Source organism: Rhodococcoides fascians A25f, assembly GCF_000760935.2.
In the GTDB taxonomy this organism is placed as follows: domain Bacteria; phylum Actinomycetota; class Actinomycetes; order Mycobacteriales; family Mycobacteriaceae; genus Rhodococcoides.
This window is the reverse complement of sequence record NZ_CP049744.1, coordinates 833,093-855,327: the sequence shown is the minus strand read 5'-3', so window position 1 is coordinate 855,327 and position 22,235 is coordinate 833,093. Positions and strand designations below refer to the sequence as shown.

Below are 22,235 nucleotides of genomic sequence, written 5' to 3'. Positions count from 1 at the left end.
GGCGGGATGATGCACCTGGGGTACGACAAGTGCCGTGGCAGTGGTGTGGTTGAGTCCCGCCTGGGGCACTTAACCACACCACTGCCGCAGGCACTCACATACGTCGCCTACCGGTCAACGCACGCCCCAGCGTCAACTCGTCGGCGAATTCGAGATCTCCACCCATCGGCAGGCCGGAGGCGAGGCGGGTAATGGCCAGGCCGGGGAAGTCTCGCATCATGCGGACCAGATAGGTGGCCGTTGCTTCGCCCTCGGTGTTGGGGTCGGTGGCGATGATGACCTCGGTGACGTCCACTCCGTCGTCCTGAGTTCCCACGCGGGTCAACAACTCCCGGATGCGCAGCTGGTCCGGACCGACGCCGTTGAGTGGATCGAGCGCCCCACCGAGCACGTGGTAGCGGCCTTTGAACTCCCGCGTACGTTCAACGGCCTGAACATCTTTGGGCTCTTCGACGACGCAGATCATGGATCGGTCACGGCGCGAGTCCGAGCAGATTCGGCACAACTCCTTGTCCGAGACCGTGCCACAGACGATGCAGAACTGAACACCGTCACGAATGCGCTGCAGCGCGCGCATGAGCCGATCCACCTCGGGAGGCTCGACGCCGAGGAGATGAAAGGCTATGCGCTGAGCGCTCTTCGGACCGACCCCGGGAAACTTGCCGAGTTCGTCGATCAGATCCTGTACCGGACCTTCGTACACTCTTCTCGCCTAGAACCCGGGCAGGCCGGGCATGCCACCGAGACCACCCGCGAGGGGGCCGAGCTTTTCGCTCGCCACGTTCTGCGCTGCCTTCGACGCATCGGCGATAGCGCCGATCACCAGGTCCTGAAGGGTCTCGATGTCTTCGGGGTCGACGACCTTGGGGTCGATGGTCAGCCCGACCACCTCACCGGTCCCTTTGACGGTGGCGACGACGAGTCCGCCGCCCGCCTGGCCGGTCACTTCGGTCTCCGCGATCTCCGCCTGCGCCGCCATCAGCTGCTGCTGCATCTGCTGGGCCTGCTGCAGGATCGATGCCATGTCGGGCTGCTCACCGGGTTGCACTGTGCCGTCCTCTCGCGTGGGTTCGAAGCGAACACCAGCGTAGCCGCACCTCGGATCGCTGTGATTCACTGCGCGTCGAATCGACATACCGCTCTGAGTGTCCACAATTTCGCGGCAGACACGGGATCGCGCCTGCGGTGACGAATAGTGGACACTCAGCGCAGTACCTTCCGGCGATGCCGCACGACGGTTCGCCCTCGGCAACGAGGATCAGCGTTGCTCCGCGCCATGGTCGTATGCGGCGGGGAGGAGTTCGCCGGCGAGAACGCTGACGAGGCCGTCGGGCGAATCGATGATCACGCGCATCAGGGGATAGAGGTCGGCGAAGATCTGACGATCCTTGCCGCACGGGCTCTTCACCCCGCGCCCGTGGTTGCCGACCGCCACGATGTGAGTCGGCTCGGTCGCACCGGCCGCCCGAGCCGCTGCAAGCGCGACGGTTTCTGCGCACGGGCCACCGGTGAAGTGATAGAGATTCACCCCGGCGAAGGTTCGGCCGTCCGCCACTCTCACCGCCGCACCCATCGTGTGGATGCCGTCCTCATCAGGTCCGGTATCCGTCGACGAATCGATTGTCTGCCTGGCCAGTTCGACCAACGACCGATCCCCGTCGGTCACGGGTAGCGCGGAGGTGAAGGACACGCCGCGATTCTAGAGCCCGGCGTCTGAGGATCCGTCAGTTCTGACCACCCGTACCCTGTGGGCATGAAGCCGCCTGCGAGCCCCTCCCCTCGCAAGCGTCGCGTCACCGCCGAGACCATGGCCGAGGCGGGCATCGCGCTGACTCTGCCCAGGGTGACGGTGAAGTCGGTGGCCCAGAGCCTGGGTGTTTCGATCGTCGCGATCTACAACAACATCGAGGATCTGTGCGCGCTCAAGGCCCTGGTGGCGGAAGAAATTCTGCGCCGGTGGTCGCCGCCGCTTCCCGGTGACGACGAATCGATGCACGACGCACTACTGACACTCGCCTCCGCGATGCGCGAGCTGGTTCATTCCAACCCGGGCATCGCGGAGTATCTGATCGGTCTGACTCCCAGTTCCATCGACGCTCTTCGGATGGCCGACGTCGTGCAGACGCGCTATCGACTGCGCTACGACCTCACTCCGAAGCAAGCGACGTGGGCCGTCATCACCGTCGTCGAGCACGCTCTGGCCTTGGCGGAGATCGTGTACAACGATGCCCGACGCGATCGTGAGTACGACGACGCGATTGCCGCGCGCACCGACCTCGACACCCTGCCCGGGGCCTACGACACGATCGACCGCGGACCCGATGGGATGTTTGTGTGGTCGATGCGCACCGTGGTGGTCGGGACCCTGGCGCTGATCGAGGCCCCCGACTTCGAGCAGACTTAGATCAACTCGCGACGCAGGTTCTCCAGCGTCGCGGCCTGGATCTTCTTCAGTCCGAGCGGCGCGAAGGTCTTCTCGAAGAATCCGCCGATGCCGCCCGCGCCCTTCCATTCAGTCGTTGTCGTTACCGCGGTGCCGCCGCCGTCCGGGGCTACCGACCAGGTGGTGACCATGGAGGAGTTGGCGTCCCGTTCGGTGATGGTCGATCCGGCGACGGAGACCGTCGCGGCGACATTCCGCACCCGCTTCTCGGTGGCCTGCAGGGTCCACTTCGCCACTGTTCCGTCTCCCTGACCGCCCTGGACCACCTCGTAGTCGCGGTACTGCTGGGGCAGGATGCGGGGGCGCACCGTCTCGTAGTCGGCGAGAGCTGCAAGCACCCGATCCGGTGTGGTTGCGATGGTGACGGAACTGGATGCACTGACCTGAGCCACGGAAACGTTCTCCTTCGATAGCGAGCGGGATGTGCATCCATCCTGCCTCGCCGAGCGGTCACGCCCGGCATCGCGCCGAACGGCATGTGGCATGCATCACAAAGAATTTTCACACTCGCCAAAACACATGCATGATGCAACCATTTTGTCTGAAATATGACGATTCCCAGCCCTGTTTCGGCAACAGTTGCGTGAAGTTTCACCGCTCGGACGCCCACGCCGGTGGATACCGAGCAGTACGAGATATAGCGTCTGTACGTGGCTTCAGTGAATGCTCTTCTCGGACGACGGCCAGAACCGAGGGAGAGCGGTTACGCAGCGCACCGATCGGGTGTCGAGCAGTTGCTTCGCAGCTATCGAGCGATCCCCGCCGATGCGACGGTGCGTCTGGCGAAGAAGACGTCCAACCTGTTCAGGGCCAGGACGACATCGAACACCCCAGGACTCGACGTGTCCGGCTTGAGCAAGGTCATCACCGTCGATCCCGCCGCGGGCACCGCCGACGTCGCGGGCATGTGCACCTACGAGGACCTCGTCGACGCGACGCTTCCCTACGGCCTCGCTCCCCTCGTCGTCCCGCAGCTCAAGACGATCACCCTCGGCGGAGCCGTCACCGGCCTCGGCATCGAGTCGACGTCGTTTCGCAGTGGGCTCCCGCACGAGTCGGTACTCGAGATCGACGTCCTCACCGGAAGCGGCGAGATCATCACCGCAACGCCCGAAGGCGAACATGCCGACCTCTACTGGGGCTTCCCCAATTCCTACGGCACCCTCGGCTACTCGACCCGTCTGAAAATCCAACTCGAGCCCGTCCTGCCGTATGTCGCGTTGCGCCACCTACGATTTCACGATCTCGAGACCCTTCAGTCCACGATGGACACCATCGTCACCCAACGCGAGTACGACGGAATCGAGGTCCACTACCTCGACGGCGTGGTCTTCAGCGCCGACGAAAGTTACCTCACGCTCGGCGTCCAGACCGACGAACCCGGGCCGGTCAGCGATTACACCGGTGCAGACATCTTCTACCGCTCGATCCAGCACGATTCGGACTCACCGAAAACCGATCGGCTGACCATCCACGACTATCTGTGGCGATGGGACACCGACTGGTTCTGGTGCTCTCGCGCATTCGGGACCCAGAACCCGACAATTCGACGCTTCTGGCCGCGCAAGTATCGACGCAGCAGCTTCTACTGGAAGCTGATCGGCCTCGACCGTAAGTACGACATCGCCGATCGACTCGAGAAGCGCAAGGGAAATCCGCCGCGCGAACGCGTCGTGCAGGATGTGGAAGTTCCGATCGAACACACCGCCGGCTTCGTGGCGTGGTTCCTCGACAACATTCCCATCGAGCCGTTGTGGTTGTGCCCGTTGCGACTTCGCGAGCCGGCGGCCCCCGGTGCCAATCCGGCCCGACCGTGGCCGCTGTACCCGCTCGAGCCCAAACGCACGTACGTCAACATCGGCTTCTGGTCCTCGGTACCGATCGTCGCCGGCGAACCCGAGGGTGCAGCGAACCGCGCAATCGAGAAGAAGGTCACCGACTTCGACGGGCATAAATCGCTGTACTCGGACGCTTACTACACCGAGGATGAATTCGCCGTGCTGTACGGCGGCGAGAGATACCTCGAGCTGAAAAAGAAATATGATCCCGAAACCCGATTGTTGGATTTGTACTCGAAGGCGGTGCAACGCAAATGACGACGTTCAAGGACTCCGGTAATCGAACGGCGAACGGCAACCAGAAGCTCAAGATCTCCGAGATTCTGGAGCTGATCTCCGACGGCAACATCCCACTGCGTTTCACCGCATACGACGGCAGTACCGCCGGACCCGAGGACGCGAAGATCGGCCTCAACCTCAAGAGTCCGCGCGGAACCACCTATCTGGCAACCGCTCCCGGCGATCTGGGCATGGCGCGGGCGTACGTCTCGGGTGATCTGGAAGCCACCGGAGTGCACCCGGGTGACCCGTACGAGCTGCTCGCGCTGATGGGTGACCAACTGCATTTCCGCCGCCCGTCGGCCATGACACTGACATCGATCGCGCGTTCGCTCGGCTGGGATGTGTTGCGGCCCATCGCTCCCCCACCCCAGGAGGCGATTCCGCGGTGGCGTCGTATCGCCGAAGGCTTGCGCCACTCCAAGACCCGGGACGCGGAAGCGATCCATCACCACTACGACGTGTCCAACGCGTTCTACGAGATGGTGCTCGGCCCGTCGATGACGTACACGTGCGCTGCGTTCGAGTCCGCCGACAGCACACTGGAAGCGGCGCAGGAGAACAAGTATCGACTGGTGTTCGACAAGCTCGGTCTGAAGCCGGGCGATCGCCTGCTCGACATCGGCTGCGGCTGGGGCTCGATGGTGCGCTACGCGGCCCGACGCGGCGTGAAGGTGATCGGCGTGACGCTCTCCCAGGAGCAGGCGTCGTGGGCGCAGAAGGCCATCGCCGAGGAGGGCCTGTCCGAGTTCGCCGAGGTGCGCTTCTCCGATTACCGCGACGTACCGGAGACCAACTTCGATGCCATCTCGTCGATCGGACTGACCGAGCACATCGGTGTGCACAACTACCCGTCGTACTTCTCGTTCATCCAGTCCAAGCTGCGGGACGGCGGTCGACTCCTGAACCACTCGATCACCCGACCGGACAATCGTGCGCATGCCAAGGCGGGCAGCTTCATCGACCGCTACGTCTTCCCAGACGGTGAGCTCACCGGCTCGGGACGCATCATCACCGAGATCCAGGACGTCGGCCTCGAGGTCCGCCACGAGGAGAACCTGCGCGAGCACTACGCGCTGACCCTCGCCGGATGGTGCCAGAACCTCGTCGACAACTGGGACGCGTGCGTCGCCGAGGCCGGCGAAGGAACAGCCCGCGTATGGGGCCTCTACATGGCCGGGTCCCGTCTGGGATTCGAGCGCAATGTGGTTCAGCTGCACCAGGTTCTGGCGGTCAAGCTCGGGCCGAAGGGTCAGGCGAACGTGCCACTTCGACCTTGGTGGAACGGCTGATTCAGCTCCTACCGACCCGTCCCGCGCAGAATCACGCGAGCGGTTTCGACGGGCTGATCCCAGTGCGGGAAGTGTCCGCATTTGTCGAACCAGTGCAGGGTGGCGTCGGGGAATCGCTCCAGCGCCACCTTCGCCTGGCTGGGAGTCGTCACCTTGTCCTGGCGACCCCAGCCGATGAGCAGCGAGCCCTGCAACGACCCCTTCGGTGCACCGAGCTGCTTCGGCCCGTGGATCAAGGCCTTGCGTGCGGCGTCGAGTGACGGCGAGGTTTTGGCCGAGAAGCCCTTCAGCTCCCGCTCCACCAATCCACTCGGCAATTTCCACGGCGCAGCCGAGAACTGGGCCAGCGCAGCCGTTCTCGTCACCGGATTACCGGACAGGAACGGCACCAGCGGCTGCACGTTCTTCATCAGTGCCAGCGACGCGGTGATCGTGGCTCCGAAGATCTTCACCTGACGGTCGTTCCAGAACCCGCCGGGATCCAGTGCCACCATCGAGCCTCGGTGGCCACGGCGGCCGAGCTCGACGACCATGCGTGCGCCCATCGAGCTGCCGACGAGATCGGCGTCGGACAGTCCCTCGTCGTCGAGGTACGTGCGCAGCGCATCGGTGAGCGACGCGATCGAGACCTCGGGCAGCGGCGGAGTCTGCCCGAATCCGGGCAGATCGAGCGCGACGACCTCTCGATGTGCGGCCAGGGCAGGAACGATGGGATCCCAGTTGCGGTGCGAGGACCCGAGACCGTGCACGAGGACGAGGGGCTTGCCGGTTCCGGTTCTGACGTTGTACATACCCCCCGATGTACCCGAAGACCTACGATCTACACCTTCGGGCTGTAGTGCGACGGGTTGGAGCGACGCGTGAGAGGTGGCAGATTACGAGCCGGCGTGTGCACCAGCGGTGAGGTCGCCGGAGTTCGGCCGAGAGCGCGATCCCACCCGGCCCGGCCACGCGGATGCAGCCGACGACGCGGCGGCACCAGCCGGAACGCCAGGTTCACCGCCCTCCCGAACAGCACGAACCGCTGCTCGTCCCGCGCAGACCAGCCGCATCCGAGGAGTGCGCGCACCGGCTCGTCGTAGAGACCGACGGTGATCCACACGAACAACGCAGCCACCGGACGCCGCAGTACCGCCCAGACCCGATCTGGCAGCCAGGCTGCGTACGGCGGTGGTCCCAGCTTCGACAGGTCCAACACCCCGCGCGCGGCCATGTTGTCTTCCAACACGGTGCTGCACATGTGTTCCCAGTATTTCTGGAACTCGGGCCAGGTGGCGGGCACCGGACGCATGCTCATGCCGTAGAGGCGGTACCACTGCACGTGCTCGTCGAACAGCTGCACCTTCTGTTCCTCGGTCAGCCCGCCCATGAAGTGGTCGGCGGTGAGCACCGTGCCCATGAAGAAGGTGGCGTGCGCCCAGTAGAACGTGTCGGGATCGAGGGCGTGGTACTTGCGTCCTTTGGCGTCGATTCCCTTGATGTTCGTGTGGTAGCCACGCACTTCGTGCGCGGTCTGCTCGGCGCGATCTCCGTCGAACACCACCCCGCCGATGGGATACAACGATCGGTACAGACGCTGCCAGCGCTCGTCGAAGAACGTCGAATGCTGCTCGACCCCGGCACCGAGGCCGGGGTGCATGTTCTGCATCGACCCTGCCCAGACTCCCTGCAGCATCCCCCGCCAGTCGCCGAAGTACTTCCAGGTGAGCGAATCGGGACCGAGCGGGACCGGACGATCACTCTGACTACGCATGTTGTCAGACTAGGGTTGACAACATGCGTAGTCAACAGTTGGAGGAGCGTAGATCCAAGCGGTACGACGCATTGCTCGCCGCGGGGGTCGAGCTTCTCGGCTCTCCGGACGGCCCGGCGGTCAACGTGCGCGCGGTCTGCCGAACCGCCGGACTGACCGAGCGGTACTTCTACGAGAGCTTCACCGACCGGGACACCTTCGTCCGGGCGGTGTACGCGTGGGTCGGTTCACGAGCGCAGACCGCGTTGCTCGACGCCGTCACAGCCGCGGCCACCCCCGAGGACACGATCGCCGCGCCGGTCCGGGCATTCGTCGAACTCATCATCGACGAACCGCGAACCGGACGGGTGCTGCTCATCGCGCCGTTGGCGGAACCGGCACTGAGCCGACGCGGTCTGGATCTGCTGCCCGGTTTCGTCGAGTTGGTGCAGTCACAACTTCCCGACACCGACGACCGACAGCTGATCGCCGTCGGAACCGTCGGGGCACTGACCGCCCTGTTCATCGGCTACCTCGACGGCACCGTCACCGTCACCCGCGAAGCCCTCGTGGCGCACTGCATTCGGCTGATTTCCGATGCCTCCGTGCGAGGATGACACCACCTCTAACCGAAGGAGTTTTCATGTCCGATCTCGATCAGTCGTTCGCCGATGCGCAGGTAGACGTCAAGAAGCTCACGTCCAAGCCGAGCAACGACGATCTGCTGAGCCTGTACTCGCTCTACAAGCAGGGTTCGATCGGTGATGCCTCGGGTAAGCGTCCCGGGCGACTGGACATGGTGAACCGCGCGAAGTTCGATGCCTGGGCGAAGCTCGAAGGCACGAGCCAGGATTCGGCGAAGCAGCAGTACGTGGATCTGGTGACCAAGCTCCTCGCCGGCTGAGCCTACGGCTATGGTCGAGTGCGGGGGTAACGCAACGAAGGGACCCGCATGAGACGCACCGACAGCGACGTCGACGAGGCCGAGCTCGACATCGAGAAGCCGAAGACCCACGCGGCAGGCCCCGTCGCCGTCGCAGTGTCGATGAAGCGAGCACTCGGGCACATGGGCCCGAAGCGCACCGCGCAGACGCTGCTCAAGCTCAACCAGGCCGAGGGTTTCGACTGCATGAGCTGCGCATGGCCCGATCCCGATCCGGGCCACCGGCACGCGGCGGAATTCTGCGAGAACGGCGCGAAGGCCGTTGCGGAGGAAGCAACGACAACGCGGGCGACCCCGGAGTTCTTCGCGCAGCACAGCATTGCCGAGTTGGACTCCCACACCGAGCACTGGCTCGGCCAGCAGGGCCGGATCACGCACCCGATGATCAAGCTGCCCGGCGGCAGCCATTACGAGCCCATCGAATGGGACGACGCGTTCCGTCTGATCGGTGACGAGCTGAAGAGCCTGGCCAGTCCGGACGAGGCCATCTTCTACACCTCGGGGCGCGCCTCCAACGAGTCCGCGTTCACCTACCAGTTGTTCGCTCGATCGTTCGGCACCAACAACATGCCCGACTGCTCCAACATGTGTCACGAGTCGACGTCCATCGCTCTGCAGGAATCCATCGGCATCGGTAAGGCCAGCGTCACGCTCGACGACGTTCACACTGCCGAACTGATCATCCTGGCCGGCCAGAATCCCGGCACCAATCACCCCCGTATGCTCTCGGCCCTCGAGCTGGCCAAGCAGAACGGCGCAAAGATTCTGTCCATCAACCCCCTTCGCGAGGCGGGTCTGCTGAATTTCAAGAACCCGCAGACCCCGCGCGGCATGGTGGGACCGGGAACGGACCTGTCGGATCTGCACCTGCCGATCAAGCTCAACGGCGATCTCGCTCTGTTCCAGGCCATCGGCTCGCTGCTGGTGCAGTGGGACGCACTCGATCACGAATTCCTCGACAACTACACCGTCGGCTTCGACGCGTGGAAGGCACACGTTGCCGAGGTCGACTGGGATCTCGTCACCGAGGTCACCGGGTTGTCGGTAGCGCAGATCACCGAGGCCGCCGAGATGCTGCGCGACTCCAAAGCCACCGTCTTCTGCTGGGCCATGGGCTTGACGCAGCACCGCAATGCCGTCGCGACCATCAAGGAAGTCACCAATCTCGCGTTCGCGCAAGGCAATATCGGCAAGGCAGGTGCCGGACTGCTGCCGGTGCGCGGCCACTCGAACGTGCAGGGCGACCGCACGATGGGCATCTGGGAGCGCCCTCCGGTGGCTTTCCTCGACGCGATGGCCGCGGAGTTCGACTTCGAGCCGCCGCGCGAGCACGGCTTGGACACCGTCGATTCCATCCGGGCCATGCGCGACGGCAAGGCGCACTTCTTCCTCGGTCTCGGCGGCAACTTCGTCCAAGCGACGCCGGACAGTGACGTCACGTTCGAGGCGCTGCGCAAGATGCGCATGACAGTGCAGATCTCCACCAAGATCAACCGATCCCACCTCGTCTGCGGTGAGACCGCCTTGATTCTGCCCACCTTGGGACGCACCGAGAAGGACGTGCAAGCCAGTGGAGAGCAGTGGATTTCGGTCGAGGATTCGACCTGCTCGGTGCACTCCTCGCGTGGTCCACTGAAGCCGGCCAGCCCGTACCTGCGCTCGGAGGTCGCGATCGTCAGCGGAATCGCCGAGGCCACCCTCGGTGACCGATACGGTCTCGACTGGAAGGGATTCCGCGACGACTACCGCAACATCCGCAAGCACATCTCCCGCGTCGTCGCCGGTTGCGAGGGCTACGAGGTCAATGTTCGACGCCCCGGCGGCTTCGTCCTGCCACACCCGCCGCGCGACAGTCGGACATTCGAAACCAAGAGTGGCCGAGGTGAATTCGCGGTGTCACCGATCGACGTGCTGCAGGTTCCGCCGGGCCATCTGATCCTGCAGACTCTGCGCAGTCACGATCAGTTCAACACCACCATCTACGGCCTCAGCGATCGGTACCGCGGCATCGAGAACGGCCGACGCGTCATCTTCGTGCACCGAGAAGACATCTCCACGCTCGGCTTCCGCGACGGCGACATGGTCGATCTCGTCACCAAGTGGGACGACGACGATGTGGAACGGTGCGCGCCGTCGTTCCGCATCGTCGAGTACGACACCCCGCGTGGGTCGGCGGCTGCGTACTACCCCGAGACCAATCCGCTGATTCCGTTGGATTCGACTGCGCTGCAGAGCAATTGCCCCACCTCTAAGTCGGTCATCATCTCGATGGTCCCGGCGGGGACGGGTGTGCAGGGCACGGCCGACGGCCATCAGGACAACGAGGGATCGGACGAGGGTCACAAGTCGCACCCGCAGCCGCATCACCTGAGCTGAGGCTCCAACTAGACCAGTGCCCGCCCCGAGCGCATCCGACGCTGGACATCGTGCAGCAGGATGTTGAACGGCAGTGCTCGCACGACCGGCGGCACCATCCGGTTGAGCAGAGACGCGCTGCGCAGCAGTAGCGCAAACCGTTTCTGCTTGACCGGATCCCAGGGCAATTCCATCTCGTCCCGGAATCGCTGGGGTAGGAATCCCGTGGTCACGAAGCGAAAGAACGGCCCGATCAGCGGATGCAGTACCGAGGGTCTGGCGAACGTGGCCGAGGCGATGCCGTGCAGGTAGCGCCGAATCGTCGGATCGATGTGAATGTCGTGCAGCGCTGCTTCCCAGTACTTCTCGAACGCCGCTCGATCTGCGGGCCACATCTCGGGTGGCATCTGCAGTGTCGAGCCGAGTACGTGGCACGCCTGGTACATCTCATCCGCAGTGTCCGGATCGGGTGGCCCGTACAGGGCAACGTACACATCCTCGAAACCGCGGTAGAGGCACGCCGCCACCCACAGCTGCAGGTTGGGATCGAAGGCGTTGTACTTCACCGGACTGTCGGCCGTCGACCGCACGGCTGCATGAGATCTGTTGGTCGCCTTGCGGTATGCAGCCTTGGTCTCGTCGTCCCCCATGCCCGCGACGGCGAGGTAGGACAACGTGGTTCGGGTGCGCTTGATCGGGTGCCGATTGATCTGTCCGGATTCCACGCGGCTCTCGAACACCCCGTACCCGACGGCGGGATGCCCGAGTTGCATGATGACGTTCGCGGACCCGGCGAGCAGGCCGAACCCCGTCATGGACTTGCGCAGAAAGTCGGTGTCGACCGTCATGATGCAATCGATTCCTTCACTGTCGGCAATCTGAGTACATCTGTGTTCAGATCAAGCTAGGCGTGGATGCCCGGGGATGTCAAGATGTATCCATGCCCGATTCACCCCGCATCTACGGCGGCGTCGACGGTTCGGCGCGCATCGCCGAGCGCCGGCGCATCCTCATCGAGACCGGCCTCGATCTTCTCGGAACAGCGAAGCCCGACTTGACCGTTCGCGGGGTGTGCCGCCGGGCCGGCGTCGTCAGCCGCTACTTCTACGAGAGCTTCGCAGACCGGGACGCGTTGATAGAGGCGGTGTACGACCACGTCGTCGACGATGTCGCAGCCATCGCGCTCGACGCGGTCGCCGCAGCACCGAAGGACGACCGCGAACGGGTACACGCCGGGATCCGTGCGATCGTGCGCGCTGTCGCGGAAGACCCGCGCCGTGGGTTCCTCCTCTTCTCCACCACCGCGGTCGGCGACATCCTGGTGGCCAAACGGGCAGAGTCGACGAAGATGTTCGCCCATCTGCTGGCCACTCAGGCCACCGAGTTCTACGGCACGACAAGAGACCACAATCTCGATCTGACAACCCATTTCGTCGTCGGCGGATTCGCTCAGGTCCTCACCGCGTGGCTCGGCGGAGAACTGGAACTGAGCGAGGAAGCCGTCGTCGACCGCTGCGCCGAACTGTTGTTGGCCGCCTCACCCAGGTAGCTGCCTCACCTGTGCAGCCGCCTCACCCGTGCAGCCCTCGAACCAATGTCGCGCCGACGAGGAACTGCGTGCACATCAGGTCTGCGACACCGTCTGCGTCCCGTCGACGAAATGCCTCGATCAGTTCTTCGTGGCTGCTGAGCGCGTGCTCGCACCACTGCCGGTTCGACGCGTACAGCCGGGACGGCGTGTATCTGACGGCACCCAACAGAAACCATGCCAGCTTGGTCCCACCGGCGACTTTGTTGATGTACCTGTGGAATTCGAACTCGCAGGATTCGATGCCATCGAGGTCGCATCGGAACACCGCATCACGTAGTCGGTCGTTCAGCGCGCGCACCGCGTCTATCTGTTCGTCGGTGATGAGGTGAGCCGCGCGGCGAGCCAGTGTGCCCGCAATCGTGCCCTGCAGCCAGAAGATGTCGTCGATGTCCTGCTGCGTCAGTTCGCTGACGCGGTAGCCGCGCCGAGGTACCAGCTCCACCAGACCTTCACCGCGGAGAGACACCAACGCTTCACGAACCGGTGTCGCACTCACACCCAGTTCGGTAGCCGTCTCGTCGATTCGCACGAATGCACCCGGCTCGAGCGCACCCGTGACGATCTGCTGGCGAATACTTGCGGCGACATCCTCCGAGAGCTGCGGGCGACGACGCAACACGATGACCTAGAGTCCGTACGTCTTGCCGATGATGTCACGCTGAATCTCGTTGGTACCGCCGTAGATCGAGGACACGAGAGTCGTCCGAACGTGCTTTTCCATGTCGAACTCGGTGGCGTAGCCGTAGCCGCCCATCATCTGCATGCCCTCGAGGGCCACCTTCTTTGCGGTCTCGGTGAGCTTGAGCTTGGCCATCGAGGCTTCGCGAGGGAACAGCTTCGTCGGGTTCTCGTCGACCAACCGAGCGACGTGGTAGACCAGCAGCCGTCCGCACTCGATCTCGGTGGCCAGATCGGCAATACGATGCCGCAGCGCCTGGAAGGTGCCGACGGGCCTGCCGAATTGCTTTCGCTGCGAGATGAAGTCGAGCGTGTCGTCGAATGCGCGCTGCGCGGTACCGAGCATCATCGCCGCGAGAATGAGGCGCTCGATGTTCAGACCGGTCATCAGCTGAGACCATCCTTGCCCTTCCACCCCGACCACCGCGTCCTCGGGAAGCACGCAATCGGTGAAGTACAGATCGTTGACCTCTTTGCCGCCCATCGTGTCGATGCCGACGATTTTCAGTCCCTCGATGTCGGCCGGGACGTCGAACATCGTCAGGCCCTCGTGCTTTCCACCGCCTCTACCGGTACGTGCCACGAGCAGGATCCGGTCGGCGAAATGCGCGTTGGAACACCACGTCTTCTGGCCGTTGATCAACCAGCCGGAGTCCGTCTTCTCGGCGCGGCAGCTCAGGTTTCCGACATCCGAGCCGGCCTCGGGCTCGGACATCGAAATCGAGTAACTCCGGCCGGCGACGATTCCGCCGAGCACGGTCTCCTTCTGCGATGGCGTCCCGAACTTCTCGTAGGCCGCACCGGTGATCAAGGTCGGGCCGATGCCGCCGATGGGGGCCATGGCCTTGGCGGATTCTTCGAGCAGAATGCACAGGTCGACGGTGCTGCCACCCGCTCCGCCGTGTTCCTCGGAGATGATCGCGCCGAGCCAGCCCAGCTCGGCCATCTTGTCGTAGAGCGCTTGGTTGTGGGTGTGCTTCCCGTGTTCGGTGAGGGCATCCCGCTGGGACCTGGTGCCCGCCTCTTTGGCACAGAAAGACGCGACTGCCTTCGCGAACGACGTCTGCTCTTGGGTGAAGTCGATACTCATGGATCTACTCCTGCACTTGCTCCTGCACGACCGGGCAACGGGGGTTGTAGCAACCGGACACGACGCATAGTGTGTCCTGGACAACATTGAATCACATCAAATATATGTGATGCGATCCGCTGGAGGATAGAGCCCATGACGGACCAGATCGAACGAACTACCGAGAGCACCTTCGAAAGCCTCGACCCCAGAACAGGTGTCGCGCTCGCTACGTATCCGATCGCGGGCACCTCCGACGTCGACGCTGCCGTCGAACGCGCCCGGTCGGCCGCCAGATGGTGGGACATACAAGGCTTCGTCGGGCGCAAGCGGTGGTTGCTCGAATTCAAATCTGCCATCGCGCGTGACGCCGCGAGCCTCGCCGCCGTCATCGCCGCCGAAACCGGCAAACCGGACGAGGACTCCCTGCTCGAGGTGATGTTGGGCGTCGAACATCTCGATTGGTCCGCCCGTAATGCCGAGAAGATTCTTCGGCAGCGCAAGGTCGGATCCGGTCTGCTCGCCGTCAATCAGAAGGCCTACGTCGGATACCGCCCGTTCGGCGTCGTCGGAGTCATCGGGCCCTGGAACTATCCGCTGTACACCCCGATGGGCTCGATCGCCTACGCCCTGGCCGCCGGCAACACCGTCGTGTTCAAGCCCAGCGAGCTCACCCCTGGCGTCGGGGTCTGGTTGGCCGAGAAGTGGCGGTCGCTCGCCGCTCCGCACCCGGTGTTCCAGACGATCACCGGCGACGGGTCCACCGGCACCGCCCTGGTCGAATCCGGCGTGGACAAGATCGCATTCACCGGCTCCACGGCCACCGCCAAGAAGGTCATGGCCACGTGCGCGAAGTCGTTGACGCCACTGGTCGCCGAGTGCGGTGGCAAGGACGCGATGCTCGTCGACGCAGACGCAGACATCGCTGCCGCAGTGGAATTCGCGACGTTCGGGGCGATGGGCAATGCCGGCCAGACCTGCGCCGGCGTCGAACGTATCTACGTCGCAGCTCCGGTGTACGACCGATTCGTCACCGAATTCACCACCGCCGTACGGGCACTGAAGCCCGGCGGAACCAAGACCTCGTCCTACGGCCCGATGACGCTGGGCAAGCAGAGCGACATCGTGCGCGGCCAGATCGAGGATGCCTTGGCCAAGGGCGGCAAAGCTGTTGTCGGCGGTCTCGATTCACTGCACGGGCCGTACGTCGACCCGGTTGTTCTCACCGACGTGCCCGAGGACTCCACTGCGATCACCGAAGAGACGTTCGGCCCCACTGTCGTGGTCAACAAGGTGCGCGATCTGGACGAGGGCATCGAGCGAGCCAACGCCTCCAAGTACGGACTCGGCGCATCGGTGTTCACCAAGGACGGAGCAGTGGGTCGACGCGCCGCCGAGAAGCTCGATTGCGGTGTGGTGACGGTCAATTCGGTCCTCGGATTCGCCGGCGTTCCGGCGCTGCCGTTCGGCGGCACAGGCGACTCGGGATTCGGCCGAATCCACGGGGCCGACGGCCTTCGTGAATTCAGCACCGTCAAATCTCTGACCGTGCAGAGCTTTGCATCTCCGCTCAATCTGCTGACGATGAAAAGGAAGGCACGGGACATGAAGATCTCCGTGCTCGCACTCAAACTTCGGCACGGACGGGGCTGAGCATGGACATCACGCCGAAGAGGGGACGCTTCGGCTGGCTGCGGCGCATCGAGGAACTCGACCCGGTGCGGGATTGCCATACGATCCACCGCATCACCGCCGGCTACGAGTTTCCGTGGGACTACCAGCGTGCGCTCGAGTTCGCGCTGTTCCGCACCTATTGCGTGCCGACCATCTCGGCGTTGCTCGCCCGCACGGGCGAGTTCGAGAATCGCCCGCAGAAGCGCTACGACGACACCTCGCTGCTGATGGCCGAACTGCTCGAGCACGGATACGACTCCGAGCGGGGACGTGAATCGCTTCGGATGGTCAACCGGATGCACGGGCAGTACGACATCTCGAACGACGACATGCTGTACGTGTTGACGACGTTCATCTACGAGCCGATCGAGTGGATCGACACCTACGGATGGCGTCGCCTGCATCCGAAGGAACGACTGGCCACGTTCCACTTCTACTGCGCAGTGGGAAAGCGCATGGGCATCAAGAACATTCCAGAGTCGTACACCGAATTCGCGCAGTTCAAGCTCGACTACGAGGAGCGCACGTTCCGGTTCACCGAAGACAATCGGCGCATCGGCACGTACACCCTCGATCTGTACTGCTCCTGGTACCCCGCTGCGCTGACCCCCGCAGTGAAGCAGACAGTGTTCGCACTGTTGGACGACCGGATGGCCGGTGCCTTCGGCTTCCCCGCAGGCTCACCGACGGTCGAGCGGGTGGCCGTGCGGGCCCTGCGCGCCAGGGCCCGCGCGGAGCGGTTCCTACCCAAGCGGACGCACTCGCGGGCCACCGCCGACGCGTCGAACAAGACCTATCCCGGCTACCCCGTCGGCTACCGCCCTCGGGATCTGGGAGCTGCCGCCTGCCCGTACACCGCTGACTCGGCAGCACCGATCACGGCCACTCCAGCACCGGCTTGACGGTGTCACCGCGGCGGTGGTCACCGAGAGCGGAGTCGATTCGGTCGTACGGGTAGCGGGTGATCAGCCGATCGACGGGGAGCGCCCCCGCAGAGTACATCTCGGCGAGTGCCGGGATGAACTGCTGCGGGACGGCGTCCCCCTCGAGGCATCCGCGAACTCCTCTACCGCTCAACACCGTATCCAGCAGATCCAGCTGCAACACACCGCGACCGAGGGCCACGATCGCCAGCGCGCCGCCCTTGCCGAGAGCAGCCATCGCGTCCCGGATCACCTCTGCATTGCCGGTGGTGTCGAGTGCGTGCGTTGCCCCTCCGTCGGTGGCGTCCAGTAGCGCAGCGCTCGCTTCATCCGACGCCGGATCGATTACCGTGTGTGCACCGACACTCGACGCCAATTCTCTTCTGGCGCTGGATCGTTCCACCGCGACCACGCGCGCACCGGTGGTGATCGCCGCGAGCACGGCTGCCATCCCCACCCCGCCTGCTCCGTACACCACCACGGAATCCCCGGACCGGGGCTTCAGGACGTTCAGCACTGCCCCTGCACCCGTCTGCACGCTGCACCCCAGCGGAGCTGCAACAGCGAGGTCGATATCCCGATCGACGACGACGGTGTTGTCCTGACGAGTCAACGCGAACTCGGAGAAGCTCGACTGTCCGAAAAATCCGTCGAGTACCGGAGCGCCACCGCTCGTGACGATGCGGGACGTGCCGTCCGCGCGTGCGCCGAACTGGTTCAGAGCGTGGCCGTCCAAGCAGTAGGCCGGCCGCCCCTGCCTGCAATTGCCGCACACGCCGCAGTGCCGGAACGTCAGCACCACATGGTCGCCGGGACCGATTCCTCGGACGGACCGGCCCACCGACTCGACCACGCCTGCACCCTCGTGCCCGAGCAGTACCGGTCTTTCGGCCGAACCTGCCCGTCGCGCAACGAGATCGGTATGGCAGATCCCCGTCGCCTTCATCCGGACCAGGATCTCGTTCTCGCGGGGTTCGTCGATGTCGATGTTCTCGACGGTGAACGACTCGGCCGGGTCACGCGAGAGCAGTGCCCGCGCAGCGACCATCAGTCTCGCTCCAACACGAAGTAGAAGTGCTCGCCGCGAGAGAGCACCAGCTCCGGTTTGCCGTTCATGATGCCCATCAGCCTGCGGTCGTCGATCTGTTTGAAGTGATCGAAGACGGCTTTGCCGTCGTACACCATCGTGGCGGTCACCTCGCCCCGAAACTCGATGTTCCACAGCGATGCCTCCCCGGACCCCATCTCGACGTTGGAGAACAGCGAGCCGTCGTCGGCGCGGCAGATCAACGGTTGCGCCTCGGTGACGGAGATGAAGTTCTTTCCGTGCCAATTACTGGCGGGCAGTGCCCGGCACAGTCCGTGGCCGGTCTGGAAGGCGGCACCGGTCCAGCTCCCGAGGATGTCCTCGGCGCGTACAGGGGCGAGCTGCGACCAGAGTTCGTCCAGTTGCGCTGCCGAGACACCCGAGGTCCGTGCCAGCAATTCGTCTGTACGCGTCGTCGTTTCACGATCGGTCATAGCTGTTCTCCGTTTCACGTCGAGTGGATTCATCCCAGAAGTACCGCCGTCATCGCCTGTTGCACCCTGGCCACGGTTCGGTCGGAGCGCTCGAACCGCACCGTACGACCGACGTCGAAGACCAACCCGAGAGCGGCGTGGATCAAAAATCGTGAGACCACCACGCTCGTGTTCGGCCGTGCCTCACGCAGTAGTTGCGCCCAGCCGTCGATGTTGCGGCGCTGGATCCGGCGCAGTGTGGTCCGCCGATCGGCCGGCAGACTTCCGATCTCGGCGAAGTACACGGCCACCAGTTCGCCCTGCCGGAAGGTCAATTCGGTGTACAACCTGGCGAAAGTCCGCACCGCGTCGACCGGGGAGTTCGAGTGCTCGAGCGCACCGGCCAGGGTGTCGGTGAGCTGGGCGTTGGCCCGGTGCAACGCAGCCTCGAGCAGCTCGGCCTTGCTGGGGAAGTAGCGGTACACACTGGAGGCCGTGATCGACGCCGCTGCGCCGATGTCGTCCAGACCAACCTCGTGGTAGCCGTGCAGATAGAACAGCCGAATCGAATGATGCAGCAGCTCTTCGCGTTTCGATGCATGCTCGAGCACCGATTCGCGGTGGGGAGATTCACTGCTCTGCTGCGGAAGTTCGGTCCGCAGTACCGACTGTGCCGCAGCGAGCATCGACTCCTCGATCTGCTTGGCCGACAGCGCCGATCGATGTGCGGTGATGCTGGCGACCGCACTGATCGACGCGGTGGCCAGCAATGCTGCGTCGGCCTCGGGTAGATCGGGGCGAAGCTGTCGCAGCGGATTCATCACGCGTTCGTGCAGCGTTGCCATCGACCGGCGCAGGGCGCGCCGATCCTCCCCCACCAAATAGCGCCCCTCCCACCGATACAGTCCACCGGTTCGACGGTTGTCGATGGTGGTGCGGATGATGGCACCGATGACCGCATCGAGCTGGGCCTCAGGATCCTCTCGAGTGATGACCGCGGGCTCGGTTGCCGCGAGCAACGAATCGGCCAGTCGCAGGACTGCACTGACGAACAGTGCGTACTTGGTCGGAAAATGCCGGTACAGCGCGGGGCCCGAGATGCCGACCGTGGCCGCTATCTCCTCGATACCGACAGGGTGATAGCCGCGTTCACTGAACGCCTCTGCCGCCGCTGTCAGAATCTGCGCTTTGCGATTTCGTGGTCGACGGCGTTCCGTCGCTGTACCTGTGTCAGTCATGACCTGTCCTCGTACCGACGGGACCGAACCCGACGTTCGTTTTCCATCGTAGCGGTAGCCCGAACACGAACGATCTGTTCGACGGATTTCTCTGAAACCCTGACAATCAGTCGATTTGATGCGTTAAGTTAGCGGCAATTCGCAACTGGGTAGCGCCACCGGCCGACGGGAGTTCATCATGACGAACGGCCTGCACTGCAGTTCGGCCGCTGGAATCCTGTCACTGCGCATCGACCGGCCGCACCGAATGAACGCTCTCGACGGCCCTACCGCCAAGGCCCTGATCGACGCACTGACCACAGCCGCGTCCGACCCTGCTGTGCGAGTGGTGGTCGTGACGGGCACCGGTTCCGCCTTCAGCACCGGTGCCGACATCGCCGAAATGGCAGCTGCCGAGCGGATTTCCGACGCACAGGCCGACGCCGAGGAGACGATGCGGGTGGCAGCGGCCTTGGTGCATGCGGTGCTCGACGCGCCGATGCCGGTGATAGCACAGGTCAACGGCATCGCCGCGGGTATCGGGGTGTCGATCGCTCTTGCCGCCGATCTCGTCTACGCGTCCGAGGACGCCCAATTCCTCCTGCCGTTCACGTCGCTCGGGCTGATGCCCGACGGCGGCAGCACCCTCCTGGTCCCGGCCGCGGTGGGACGCGCACGCGCAGGCGCGATGGCGCTGTTGGGTGAGCCGATGAGCGCGGCGGATGCGGCCTGGTGCGGGCTCATCACCGCGGCAGTGGCTCCCCAGGAACTCGACGAGCATGTTCGGACGATCGCAGGCAGACTTTCCCGCGGTCCGCGTCGCGCACTGGAATTGACCAAGCGCGCTCTGACGGCATCGACTCTGGCACTGCTGGACGCAGCACTCGACAGGGAGACCGCCGGGCAGGTCGAACTACTGACGGCACCGGAATTCGCCGAGGGACTCGCTGCCGTACCGAACCACCGACAGCCTCGGCTCCGAAGCGAATCCCCATGAACTTACTCAACGACTGACCTGCAGCAATGCACTCGACAAACTGCAGACAAAGCACTGCTCACTAGGTAAGCTCCACCACATTCGAACCCCGCCTCACGGCTCAGAGAGGAACCGGCGATGGCCGCTCACACGGACTCGACTGCACGCACGATCCACACCGACGAACCCCAACTCTCCAGCCGAAGCAACTGGAACAACCATGTTCGACGGCACGCGACGATGCAGCCGACGAGCGTGGCCCTGCGGTTCCAGGGGCGATCGATCACCTGGCGCGAACTGGACGACCGAGTGGCGAGGTTCGCAGGGGTGCTGAAGGATCGAGGGGTCGGCTTCGGCGACCGAGTACTGATCGTGATGCTCAATCGACCCGAGTATCTCGAAGCGGTCCTGGCGATCAACGCACTGGGCGCTCTGGCCGTCCCGGTCAATTTCCGAATGACTCCACCCGAAGTCACGTTTCTCGCTCGAAACAGCGGCTCCGCCATCGTGATCACCGACGACGCCCTCACACCACTCGTCGACGCAGTTGTGGCACAGTCCGATTCACCGCCGGTCGTCATCACGGTCGGAGAGTCCTACGAGCGCCTGCTCGCCGAAAGCGAACCCGCAGCGGTGGTCGACGTGCCCGACGACGCGTCCGCACTGATCATGTACACCTCGGGTACCACCGGACGCCCCAAGGGCGCCGTTCTCACCCACGCGAACATGCAGGCCCAGGCGTTCACGTGCATTCGCGCACTGCAGATGAGCGAGACCGACGAGGTCGGATTCTGCGCCTCCCCCATGTTCCACATCGCGGCACTGGGCAGCCTCGCCCCGAGCCTGCTGCTCGGCATCACCACCGTGATCTACCCGGTGGGCGCCTTCGACCCCGGCACCCTGCTCGATGTCCTGGCCGCAGAACGAGTCACCAACCTGTTTCTCGTACCGGTGCAATGGCAGGCCATGTGCGCCGAGCAGTCTCGCAGCCCCAGAAAGCTTGCGCTGCGGGTGATTTCCTGGGGTGCGGCACCTGCGTCGGACACCGTACTGAAGGCCATGTCGGCGACGTTCCCGGATGCGCTGAACGTCGCCGTGTTCGGCCAGACCGAGATGTCGCCCATCACCTGCGTCCTCGACGGCTCGGATGCACTGCGCAAGATCGGATCCGTCGGACGCGTGATCCCGACCATCGCGGCGCGGGTGGTGGACGACGAGATGAACGACGTGCCTCAGGGTGAGATCGGCGAAATCGTCTACCGGGGACCGACATTGATGCGCGGCTACTGGGAGAACCCCGATGCCACGGCCGACGCGTTCCAGGGCGGCTGGTTTCACTCCGGCGATCTGGTGCGCCAGGACGAGGAAGGCTTCGTCTTCGTCGTCGACCGGAAGAAGGACATGATCATCTCGGGCGGCGAGAACATCTACTGCGCGGAGGTCGAGAACGTACTGTTCTCACACCCGAGAATTCTCGAAGCCGCCGTGATCGGTCGCCTCGACGACAAATGGGGCGAGGTACCCGTCGCTGTTGTCGCACTTCACGATTCCCAGAACGCGCCCGATCTCACGCTCGACGAGTTGACCGTGTGGCTCGGTGATCACCTGGCCCGGTTCAAGCACCCCAAGGATCTGGTGATCGTCGATGCGTTGCCCCGCAACGCCAGCGGCAAGGTTCTGAAGGTCTCACTCAGGAAGTCCTATTCGCCGACGCCGGCCTGACCG

General features: G+C 64.2%; 23 protein-coding genes. 11 read left to right on the top strand and 12 right to left on the bottom strand.

Annotated features, from left to right (window positions below; genetic code table 11):
• Nucleotides 1-94: 94 nt before the first annotated feature.
• From recR to BH93_RS03975, 3 genes are all read right to left on the bottom strand, one after another.
• Nucleotides 95-703 carry a recombination mediator RecR gene (gene recR, locus BH93_RS03985; RefSeq protein WP_037175939.1) on the bottom strand — a complete coding sequence of 203 codons (609 nt, stop codon included), beginning with the start codon at nt 701-703 and terminating at the stop codon, nt 95-97.
• Between the two features lie 9 nt (nt 704-712).
• The gene (locus BH93_RS03980; RefSeq protein ID WP_242459115.1) at nt 713-1,024 is read right to left on the bottom strand and encodes a YbaB/EbfC family nucleoid-associated protein; all 312 of its coding nucleotides are present in this window, start codon (nt 1,022-1,024) and stop codon (nt 713-715) included.
• Nucleotides 1,025-1,258: 234 nt separating this feature from the next.
• Nucleotides 1,259-1,690 carry a hypothetical protein gene (locus BH93_RS03975; RefSeq protein ID WP_037175937.1) on the bottom strand — a complete coding sequence of 144 codons (432 nt, stop codon included), beginning with the start codon at nt 1,688-1,690 and terminating at the stop codon, nt 1,259-1,261.
• A gap of 63 nt (nt 1,691-1,753) precedes the next feature.
• Between BH93_RS03975 and BH93_RS03970 the strand changes: the two genes are divergently transcribed.
• A complete protein-coding gene (locus BH93_RS03970; protein WP_155291061.1) occupies nt 1,754-2,404 on the top strand; it encodes a hypothetical protein in 651 nt (216 codons plus the stop codon).
• Here BH93_RS03970 and BH93_RS03965 read toward each other — a convergent pair.
• Entirely contained in the window at nt 2,401-2,835 is a 435-nt protein-coding gene (locus BH93_RS03965) for an SRPBCC family protein (RefSeq protein WP_032379987.1), read from the bottom strand. The two genes, BH93_RS03970 and BH93_RS03965, sit on opposite strands and share 4 nt — an antisense overlap.
• 258 nt (nt 2,836-3,093) lie before the next feature.
• On the opposite strand from BH93_RS03965, the gene BH93_RS03960 reads away from it, so the two are divergent.
• Complete coding sequence (locus BH93_RS03960; protein WP_052065527.1) at nt 3,094-4,539, top strand: FAD-binding oxidoreductase; 1,446 nt, start codon at nt 3,094-3,096, stop codon at nt 4,537-4,539.
• The gene (locus BH93_RS03955; protein ID WP_037175934.1) at nt 4,536-5,852 is read left to right on the top strand and encodes a class I SAM-dependent methyltransferase; all 1,317 of its coding nucleotides are present in this window, start codon (nt 4,536-4,538) and stop codon (nt 5,850-5,852) included. Before BH93_RS03960 ends, BH93_RS03955 begins: the two co-directional genes overlap by 4 nt.
• 8 nt (nt 5,853-5,860) lie before the next feature.
• Here the strand turns inward: BH93_RS03955 and BH93_RS03950 are convergent, their stop codons facing one another.
• Nucleotides 5,861-6,643, bottom strand: a complete 783-nt coding sequence (locus BH93_RS03950) for an alpha/beta fold hydrolase (protein ID WP_037175931.1) — start codon at nt 6,641-6,643, stop codon at nt 5,861-5,863.
• A gap of 29 nt (nt 6,644-6,672) precedes the next feature.
• On the bottom strand, nt 6,673-7,605 hold the full coding sequence (locus BH93_RS03945; RefSeq protein WP_037175929.1) for an oxygenase MpaB family protein: 933 nt from the start codon (nt 7,603-7,605) through the stop codon (nt 6,673-6,675).
• Between the two features lie 23 nt (nt 7,606-7,628).
• Between BH93_RS03945 and BH93_RS03940 the strand changes: the two genes are divergently transcribed.
• Genes BH93_RS03940 through BH93_RS03930 form a run of 3 tightly spaced genes read left to right on the top strand, consistent with a single transcriptional unit; the run spans nt 7,629 to nt 10,903 of the window.
• A complete protein-coding gene (locus BH93_RS03940) occupies nt 7,629-8,201 on the top strand; it encodes a TetR/AcrR family transcriptional regulator (protein WP_032379983.1) in 573 nt (190 codons plus the stop codon).
• Nucleotides 8,202-8,227: 26 nt separating this feature from the next.
• On the top strand, nt 8,228-8,488 hold the full coding sequence (locus BH93_RS03935) for an acyl-CoA-binding protein (RefSeq protein WP_032379982.1): 261 nt from the start codon (nt 8,228-8,230) through the stop codon (nt 8,486-8,488).
• A 48-nt stretch (nt 8,489-8,536) separates the two neighbouring features.
• The gene (locus BH93_RS03930) at nt 8,537-10,903 is read left to right on the top strand and encodes an FdhF/YdeP family oxidoreductase (protein WP_037175927.1); all 2,367 of its coding nucleotides are present in this window, start codon (nt 8,537-8,539) and stop codon (nt 10,901-10,903) included.
• A gap of 8 nt (nt 10,904-10,911) precedes the next feature.
• Here the strand turns inward: BH93_RS03930 and BH93_RS03925 are convergent, their stop codons facing one another.
• On the bottom strand, nt 10,912-11,730 hold the full coding sequence (locus BH93_RS03925; RefSeq protein ID WP_037175923.1) for an oxygenase MpaB family protein: 819 nt from the start codon (nt 11,728-11,730) through the stop codon (nt 10,912-10,914).
• 92 nt (nt 11,731-11,822) lie between these two features.
• Between BH93_RS03925 and BH93_RS03920 the strand changes: the two genes are divergently transcribed.
• Entirely contained in the window at nt 11,823-12,431 is a 609-nt protein-coding gene (locus BH93_RS03920; RefSeq protein WP_037175920.1) for a TetR/AcrR family transcriptional regulator, read from the top strand.
• Nucleotides 12,432-12,453: 22 nt separating this feature from the next.
• Here the strand turns inward: BH93_RS03920 and BH93_RS03915 are convergent, their stop codons facing one another.
• Nucleotides 12,454-13,092 (bottom strand): GntR family transcriptional regulator, encoded by a 639-nt coding sequence (locus BH93_RS03915; RefSeq protein WP_037175919.1) that lies wholly within the window; start codon nt 13,090-13,092, stop codon nt 12,454-12,456.
• 6 nt (nt 13,093-13,098) lie between these two features.
• Complete coding sequence (locus tag BH93_RS03910) at nt 13,099-14,241, bottom strand: acyl-CoA dehydrogenase family protein (RefSeq protein WP_037175914.1); 1,143 nt, start codon at nt 14,239-14,241, stop codon at nt 13,099-13,101.
• A gap of 135 nt (nt 14,242-14,376) precedes the next feature.
• Between BH93_RS03910 and BH93_RS03905 the strand changes: the two genes are divergently transcribed.
• Together BH93_RS03905 and BH93_RS03900 are read left to right on the top strand one after the other, a co-directional pair.
• Entirely contained in the window at nt 14,377-15,873 is a 1,497-nt protein-coding gene (locus tag BH93_RS03905) for an aldehyde dehydrogenase family protein (RefSeq protein WP_037175912.1), read from the top strand.
• 2 nt (nt 15,874-15,875) lie between these two features.
• The gene (locus BH93_RS03900; RefSeq protein ID WP_052065521.1) at nt 15,876-16,796 is read left to right on the top strand and encodes an oxygenase MpaB family protein; all 921 of its coding nucleotides are present in this window, start codon (nt 15,876-15,878) and stop codon (nt 16,794-16,796) included.
• Here BH93_RS03900 and BH93_RS03895 read toward each other — a convergent pair.
• From BH93_RS03895 to BH93_RS03885, 3 genes are read right to left on the bottom strand one after another with little or no spacing between them, the layout of a single operon-like run.
• Nucleotides 16,771-17,865, bottom strand: coding sequence for an NAD(P)-dependent alcohol dehydrogenase (locus tag BH93_RS03895; RefSeq protein WP_037175909.1), 1,095 nt, complete (start codon nt 17,863-17,865; stop codon nt 16,771-16,773). The two genes, BH93_RS03900 and BH93_RS03895, sit on opposite strands and share 26 nt — an antisense overlap.
• Nucleotides 17,865-18,338, bottom strand: a complete 474-nt coding sequence (locus tag BH93_RS03890; protein ID WP_037175906.1) for a DUF4334 domain-containing protein — start codon at nt 18,336-18,338, stop codon at nt 17,865-17,867. The genes BH93_RS03895 and BH93_RS03890 overlap by 1 nt, the downstream gene beginning before the upstream one ends.
• Before the next feature lie 29 nt (nt 18,339-18,367).
• Complete coding sequence (locus BH93_RS03885) at nt 18,368-19,555, bottom strand: TetR/AcrR family transcriptional regulator (protein WP_037175904.1); 1,188 nt, start codon at nt 19,553-19,555, stop codon at nt 18,368-18,370.
• 178 nt (nt 19,556-19,733) lie between these two features.
• Between BH93_RS03885 and BH93_RS03880 the strand changes: the two genes are divergently transcribed.
• Both BH93_RS03880 and fadD5 read left to right on the top strand, forming a co-directional pair.
• Nucleotides 19,734-20,531: an enoyl-CoA hydratase-related protein gene (locus BH93_RS03880; RefSeq protein WP_037175902.1), complete on the top strand. Its 798-nt coding sequence runs from the start codon at nt 19,734-19,736 to the stop codon at nt 20,529-20,531.
• A 117-nt stretch (nt 20,532-20,648) separates the two neighbouring features.
• On the top strand, nt 20,649-22,232 hold the full coding sequence (gene fadD5, locus BH93_RS03875) for a fatty-acid--CoA ligase FadD5 (protein ID WP_052065519.1): 1,584 nt from the start codon (nt 20,649-20,651) through the stop codon (nt 22,230-22,232).
• The last annotated feature ends 3 nt before the right edge of the window (nt 22,233-22,235 follow it).

Excerpts from the sequence above, each read along its gene's own strand:
- BH93_RS03980 (WP_242459115.1), bottom strand. The coding sequence starts at position 1,024 with ATGGCATCGATCCTGCAGCAGGCCCAGCAGATGCAGCAGCAGCTGATG.
- BH93_RS03970 (WP_155291061.1), top strand. The coding sequence starts at position 1,754 with ATGAAGCCGCCTGCGAGCCCCTCCCCTCGCAAGCGTCGCGTCACCGCC.
- BH93_RS03955 (WP_037175934.1), top strand. The coding sequence starts at position 4,536 with ATGACGACGTTCAAGGACTCCGGTAATCGAACGGCGAACGGCAACCAG.
- BH93_RS03950 (WP_037175931.1), bottom strand. The coding sequence starts at position 6,643 with ATGTACAACGTCAGAACCGGAACCGGCAAGCCCCTCGTCCTCGTGCAC.
- BH93_RS03945 (WP_037175929.1), bottom strand. The coding sequence starts at position 7,605 with ATGCGTAGTCAGAGTGATCGTCCGGTCCCGCTCGGTCCCGATTCGCTC.
- BH93_RS03940 (WP_032379983.1), top strand. The coding sequence starts at position 7,629 with ATGCGTAGTCAACAGTTGGAGGAGCGTAGATCCAAGCGGTACGACGCA.
- BH93_RS03935 (WP_032379982.1), top strand. The coding sequence starts at position 8,228 with ATGTCCGATCTCGATCAGTCGTTCGCCGATGCGCAGGTAGACGTCAAG.
- BH93_RS03930 (WP_037175927.1), top strand. The coding sequence starts at position 8,537 with ATGAGACGCACCGACAGCGACGTCGACGAGGCCGAGCTCGACATCGAG.
- BH93_RS03925 (WP_037175923.1), bottom strand. The coding sequence starts at position 11,730 with ATGACGGTCGACACCGACTTTCTGCGCAAGTCCATGACGGGGTTCGGC.
- BH93_RS03920 (WP_037175920.1), top strand. The coding sequence starts at position 11,823 with ATGCCCGATTCACCCCGCATCTACGGCGGCGTCGACGGTTCGGCGCGC.
- BH93_RS03910 (WP_037175914.1), bottom strand. The coding sequence starts at position 14,241 with ATGAGTATCGACTTCACCCAAGAGCAGACGTCGTTCGCGAAGGCAGTC.
- BH93_RS03905 (WP_037175912.1), top strand. The coding sequence starts at position 14,377 with ATGACGGACCAGATCGAACGAACTACCGAGAGCACCTTCGAAAGCCTC.
- BH93_RS03900 (WP_052065521.1), top strand. The coding sequence starts at position 15,876 with ATGGACATCACGCCGAAGAGGGGACGCTTCGGCTGGCTGCGGCGCATC.
- BH93_RS03895 (WP_037175909.1), bottom strand. The coding sequence starts at position 17,865 with ATGGTCGCTGCGCGGGCACTGCTCTCGCGTGACCCGGCCGAGTCGTTC.
- BH93_RS03890 (WP_037175906.1), bottom strand. The coding sequence starts at position 18,338 with ATGACCGATCGTGAAACGACGACGCGTACAGACGAATTGCTGGCACGG.
- BH93_RS03885 (WP_037175904.1), bottom strand. The coding sequence starts at position 19,555 with ATGACTGACACAGGTACAGCGACGGAACGCCGTCGACCACGAAATCGC.
- BH93_RS03880 (WP_037175902.1), top strand. The coding sequence starts at position 19,734 with ATGACGAACGGCCTGCACTGCAGTTCGGCCGCTGGAATCCTGTCACTG.
- fadD5 (WP_052065519.1), top strand. The coding sequence starts at position 20,649 with ATGGCCGCTCACACGGACTCGACTGCACGCACGATCCACACCGACGAA.